6 protein-coding genes and 1 tRNA gene are annotated in these 5,097 nt (G+C 37.3%); 1 reads left to right on the plus strand and 6 read right to left on the minus strand.

All coding sequences use genetic code 11. The features are described from left to right. Nucleotides 1–195: 195 nt before the first annotated feature. From obgE to RHOW815_RS06735, 6 genes are all read right to left on the minus strand, one after another. On the minus strand, nucleotides 196–1,197 hold the full coding sequence (gene obgE, locus RHOW815_RS06710; protein ID WP_215217553.1) for a GTPase ObgE: 1,002 nt from the start codon (nucleotides 1,195–1,197) through the stop codon (nucleotides 196–198). Between the two features lie 42 nt (nucleotides 1,198–1,239). Continuing rightward, on the minus strand, nucleotides 1,240–1,491 hold the full coding sequence (gene rpmA, locus RHOW815_RS06715) for a 50S ribosomal protein L27 (protein WP_215217554.1): 252 nt from the start codon (nucleotides 1,489–1,491) through the stop codon (nucleotides 1,240–1,242). A 9-nt stretch (nucleotides 1,492–1,500) separates the two neighbouring features. Continuing rightward, the gene (gene rplU / locus RHOW815_RS06720) at nucleotides 1,501–1,812 is read right to left on the minus strand and encodes a 50S ribosomal protein L21 (protein ID WP_215217558.1); all 312 of its coding nucleotides are present in this window, start codon (nucleotides 1,810–1,812) and stop codon (nucleotides 1,501–1,503) included. 497 nt (nucleotides 1,813–2,309) lie between these two features. Then, the gene (locus RHOW815_RS06725) at nucleotides 2,310–3,122 is read right to left on the minus strand and encodes a metal ABC transporter permease (protein ID WP_215217555.1); all 813 of its coding nucleotides are present in this window, start codon (nucleotides 3,120–3,122) and stop codon (nucleotides 2,310–2,312) included. A gap of 1 nt (nucleotide 3,123) precedes the next feature. Then, complete coding sequence (locus RHOW815_RS06730) at nucleotides 3,124–3,852, minus strand: metal ABC transporter ATP-binding protein (protein WP_215217556.1); 729 nt, start codon at nucleotides 3,850–3,852, stop codon at nucleotides 3,124–3,126. After that, nucleotides 3,845–4,699, minus strand: coding sequence for a metal ABC transporter solute-binding protein, Zn/Mn family (locus RHOW815_RS06735; protein ID WP_215217557.1), 855 nt, complete (start codon nucleotides 4,697–4,699; stop codon nucleotides 3,845–3,847). The genes RHOW815_RS06730 and RHOW815_RS06735 overlap by 8 nt, the downstream gene beginning before the upstream one ends. A 199-nt stretch (nucleotides 4,700–4,898) precedes the next feature. Here RHOW815_RS06735 and RHOW815_RS06740 point away from each other — a divergent pair. Then, nucleotides 4,899–4,985, plus strand: a tRNA-Ser gene (locus RHOW815_RS06740). Nucleotides 4,986–5,097 lie beyond the last annotated feature (112 nt).

Genomic DNA, 5,097 nt, shown 5'->3' on the forward strand with positions numbered 1-5,097 from the left:
AAATCTCAAAACCGCTCATTAAAGAGCAAAAAAATGAGGAGCAACCCATGAAGCATTATATTGGATTAGATGTATCAATGAAAAGAACTTTTATCTGTGGCCCTTTCAACCTCGAAGTGCAAAATAGATATTTTTTCAAGTATTTATATGTTCTTTTTTGTGCACTTCGAGGTTAAAAGGGCCTTTTCGCTTCAACTAAAACTTACGGGGAACAAGCTGTTGCATAGCTTTAAGAAGAGCTTCAATGCCTTCTCTATGCATAGCAGAAATAGGAAAGAGTGTTGTCTTTGAGTAGGGGTATTTTTGTGTAAATGTCTCTAGATTTTGCATGGCTGTTTCGCAGTCTATTTTGTTTAATACAACAAGAAAGGGTTTGTCTAATAATTCTTTTCGATAAGTCTTTATCTCGTTTTGTAAAATTTGAAAATCTTTAAATGGATCTCTTTCTTCTATCCCAGAAATATCGATTAAATAGACCAAAACAGAAGAGCGTTCAATATGTTTGAGAAAAGATAAGCCCAACCCACGATCGAGGTGGGCTCCTTCTATAATGCCCGGAATGTCTGCAATTAAAATCCTGGAGAAATCTTCAAACTGAATATAACTTAGGTTTGGGTATAGTGTTGTAAAAGGATAAGCTCCAATTTTAACAGGGCAATGAGTAGTTTGTTTTAAAAGAGTGGATTTGCCTGCATTGGGCATGCCAATAAAGCCAATATCAGCGATTAATTTTAACTCGAGTTGAACCTCATGTATTTCACCTTCATAGCCAGGAGTACATATGTTGGGGGCTTGGTTAGTAGGAGATTTAAAACAAGCATTTCCTTTGCCTCCTTTACCTCCTTTGCATAAAACATACTCTTGGTTTTTATCAGTAAAGTCGACTAATACTTCTTGTGTTTTAGTATTTTTAACAATAGTGCCACAGGGGATGTGTAAAATAAGGTGTTTGCCATTACGTCCTCTTTGAAGGTTTCTTCCTCCTGAAATGCCATTTTCTGCATTGATTAAACGGCGATTGCGAAATCCCTCTAAAGAGAGGACGTTCTCATTGGTTTTTAGAATGATAGAGCCGCCTTGGCCTCCATTTCCACCAACAGGGCCTCCTTTGGGAATAAACTTTTCTCTTCGCCAGGCAACGACGCCATTACCGCCTTTTCCAGCGCGCAGCGTAACTATAACTGAATCGATAAACATATATTTTACAAGCCCTCTGGCTTAGTTGAGGGCTACGAAGTATTAAAGAGCGGGTTGAACGGAAACATATGTGCGATTGGTTTTGCGATAAGAAACAACACCGTCAACTAAAGCGTATATCGTATCATCGCGTCCACGTCCTACATTTTTTGCTGGATGCCATTTTGTGCCTCTTTGACGCACAATAATGCTACCAGCGGTGACAAACTGTCCTCCAGCTGCTTTAATTCCAAGGCGTTGCGAATGAGAATCGCGACCATTTCGGCTAGATCCTTGACCTTTCTTATGTGCCATTGTTGCTCCTTATCCAATAATATCTGTAATCTTGAGTCGGGTATAGCGTTGGCGATGGCCCACTTTACGACGAATCGGTTTGCGTCTTTTGTATTTGAATGCAACCACTTTTGGCCCTTTAGCATCTTGTTTTATAAGCTTTGCTTGTACAACAGTATCAGCGAGATAAGGGGCTCCAATCTTAACATTTCCTGCTTCACTAATAAGTAAAACATTTTTAAACTCTACAACATTGTCCTCTATATCTAGCAGTTCTACATCAATGGTGTCATTTTTTTCAACACGGTATTGCTTACCGCCTGTTTCGATAATCGCGTACATCTGGTCTCCTAAAATAAACTTTAAAGATTCGCATGCAGAAAAAAACATGATAGGACAGTCTTGAATCAAAGTCAACTTGAAAAGATGTAAATGTAAACAAGGATAGAAAGAGAGGGTTTTTAATTCATTTTTTATTAAAAAATAAAAAATTAATTATTTGATTAATAATTAAATTATACATAGTATGAAAAGTAAGAGCATAAATGAATAGGGATGGTTATGAAGGGGCTTAGAAAAAGAATAAATACACTTAAGTCCTCAAAAATTACTCTGAGAAAACATCATAACCGTGCATTTTTTAAAGAGCAGGAAAGTGAGTCTAAAATTAAGTTAGAACAAGATAAAAAAGCTTAAGGAGGGTTTATGCCTAAAAAGCATAATAGTGGCGAGAGCGTCCAGAATAGTAAAAAAGCATCAGCAAAAAGAAAAACAAATCATAGAACGCATAAGAAATCAGCCTGGAAGCAATTCTGGAACCGTTATTGCTCCATGTAATCTCAAGGCTTCTTTTTGAATAAAAGTGCGCCCGCATAGCAGGAAGAAGAAACAAGTGAGATAGTGGCCCCTGGGGGCCAGTTTAATTGATAAGCAAGCAGGATGCCGGTAAATGTGAGCGTAAGACCGCATGCTGTTGCTAAAGCCATCATTTGCAATAAACTGCGGGTAAAAATAGCAGCAATGGCAGCGGGTATCGCTAGCATAGTTACAACCAAGATGGCCCCAACTATTTGGGTTAATAACACAATCGAGACAGCTACTAAACCTAGTAGTAGAAAATAAAAGGTTTGTACTGGAAGCTTTTTTAGTGTAGCTTGTTCTTCATCAAAACAAATGGCTAAAAGCGGTTTATAAAATCTAGCAATTATAGATAAAATGAGCGCATTTAAAGCAAATAGTAAAAAAATATCACTGCTGCTAACCCATAGAATGTTTCCAAATAAAAAATCGATTAGCTCTGTGTTATAGCCCGGGGTAATAGCAATGAAAATGACTCCGATAGACATTCCGATAGCCCAAATAGCAGCAATCGCTGTGTCTTCTCTTTCTTTGTATTTTAAATGAATCCAGCCCATTAAAAATGCAGAAATCAATCCAGCTGTTAATGCCCCAATGAATGGGGTGAGAAAGGTAAGCCCAAATCTGATTTTTAACCATAGACAAAGGCCCATTCCCCCAAGTACGGAGTGGGCAATACTACCGCTAATAGAAACAATTCTTTTAACTACTACATAGGAACCGATAATGCCGCCGGTTAACGCAGCCCCACAACCTGCTAATAACGTATGTAAGAGAAAAGGATTATCAAACATATTAAAAAGAAAAGTGTTGAGGGTTTGTTAAAGGAGTGTGATAAAGACCTAAAGCAAAATGCTCACATACTTCTTTAGCCTGAAGAGAGGTTGCTTGGCGATTTACGCAAATGAGTCGACTGGCTTTATCAATAATTGTTTGTAAATCATGAGATACCATTAATATAGTCATATCAGCATTTAACTCTTTTAACAGCTGGTAAATAGACTGTTCCGCTTGAGAATCTACATTAGCTGTTGGTTCATCGAGTAGTAGGATTTTAGGATGGTCGACAATTGCTCTTGCAATAAGAGCTCTTTGTGTTTCTCCACCTGATAGAGAACCAAAGGGAGCTTTTGCTTTATGCAAAAGGTTCACTTTTTCCAAGGCCTGTAGACCTAATTTACGCATTGCCTTAGGAAATCTTCCCCAGCAAGTCAATTCAGCAAGGCATCCCATCATCACTACATCTAAAACACAAATCGGAAAATTGCGATCTACTTGTTGCATTTGAGGGACATATCCCATTAAATGCCTAATGTGTTTAGGGTGCTTATTTAAAACTTTCACCCAACCTTTTTTAGGTTGTAAAAGCCCTAAGATTAATTTAAAAAAAGTGGTTTTTCCGCCGCCATTAGGGCCAAAAACGACAATAAATTCATTCGGTTGCACAGTTATATTGACATCTTCAAGAATACTTTGATGATTATAACTAAAAAACAATTGGTGAATAGAGATGATATCAGTCATGAATGATATTTTTAACCACTTCTGCCATCTGTTTTAAATTCTCTATATAATCTTCAGAATAAGGATCGATGAGGTAAGTAGGTATCGCTAGATTTTGAGCAAGCAGCTTAGCTGCTTTGCTGCCGTGTTGAGGTTCTATAATTATGCCGCCTATACCTAGCGTTTTTATCTTATGCAGCAGTTCTGGAATATATTGAGGCAAACAGTCCTTGCCCTCTTCTTCAAGAGATAATTGCTCAAGGTTATAGTCTCTACAAAAATAAGCAAAAGCCGGATGAGAGACTAAAATGGCTTTGCCTTGTTTGTTTTTAAGTAGGATAGCTAATTCTTGATCAACTTGCTCTAGTTCTTTGAGTAACTTATTTGAGTTGCTTTGGTACAATTCTGTATGTATGGGGAATAGCTGAATTAAGGCTTGTGTAATTTTTTTTGCTTGCGCTTGCATTATTTTTGGGCTGAGCCAAATATGTAGATCTTTGGTGCTATGCTGAGTACAACAATGATTTTTTGTATCTTTGTAAGATAAAAGCGCAAGATCCTCTGTCAAATTAAGGACCAGAGGTGGGGTTTTCATTTCTTGAAAGACCCTTTGAGCTTTTTGATCTGCTTTTTCTCCTAATTTTAACCACAATACGGCTTGTTTTTGCAATTGAACTTGTTTGGGGGTAGGTTCATATAAATGAGGATTTGCTCCAGAAGGAATAAGGGACTGAGCTGAGACGGTGTTCTCTGCGATTTTTTTTACAAAATAAAGATAAGGGGGAACGCTAACCAAAACAACAGGAGCTTGTGGATAACCCAAAATAGGAATAATACAAAAAAAACTAATAAATAAACAAAGAAACATTTTTTAAAAACCTGATAAAGCTACAATTGAGGATCATAATTTTTTAAGCGATTTTGGAAAAGAAATAACTCTCTATTAAACTTCAAACACAAGATATAGTAAGTAATTTATTTAAAGTTAAGCCATAATAGCTCTTTGGATTTTTTCTTGTAAGATAAAGTGTAGTTAAGGTAACCTCAGACACGCTTAAAGGCTTTTTGGAGGAGTGTCCGAGCGGCCGATGGAGCACGCTTGGAAAGCGTGTATACGTGTAAACGTATCGTGGGTTCGAATCCCACCTCCTCCGTTCTTCCTAAAATGATACTGCCTTAGAGCCTGTTTAAAATCTTCTCATTAAGGTATAATGATAGTTTTCATAAAACCTTTGGAGGTAATTATGACCCGCTCTTATCCAAGCG

Source organism: Candidatus Rhabdochlamydia sp. W815 (assembly GCF_018642185.1).
GTDB lineage: Bacteria > Chlamydiota > Chlamydiia > Chlamydiales > Rhabdochlamydiaceae > Rhabdochlamydia > Rhabdochlamydia oedothoracis.

Bases quoted from the DNA above. Each gene is read 5' to 3' on its own strand.
- RHOW815_RS06730 (WP_215217556.1), bottom strand. From the start codon at position 3,852: ATGACTGATATCATCTCTATTCACCAATTGTTTTTTAGTTATAATCAT.
- RHOW815_RS06725 (WP_215217555.1), bottom strand. From the start codon at position 3,122: ATGTTTGATAATCCTTTTCTCTTACATACGTTATTAGCAGGTTGTGGG.
- RHOW815_RS06735 (WP_215217557.1), bottom strand. From the start codon at position 4,699: ATGTTTCTTTGTTTATTTATTAGTTTTTTTTGTATTATTCCTATTTTG.
- rplU (WP_215217558.1), bottom strand. From the start codon at position 1,812: ATGTACGCGATTATCGAAACAGGCGGTAAGCAATACCGTGTTGAAAAA.
- obgE (WP_215217553.1), bottom strand. From the start codon at position 1,197: ATGTTTATCGATTCAGTTATAGTTACGCTGCGCGCTGGAAAAGGCGGT.
- rpmA (WP_215217554.1), bottom strand. From the start codon at position 1,491: ATGGCACATAAGAAAGGTCAAGGATCTAGCCGAAATGGTCGCGATTCT.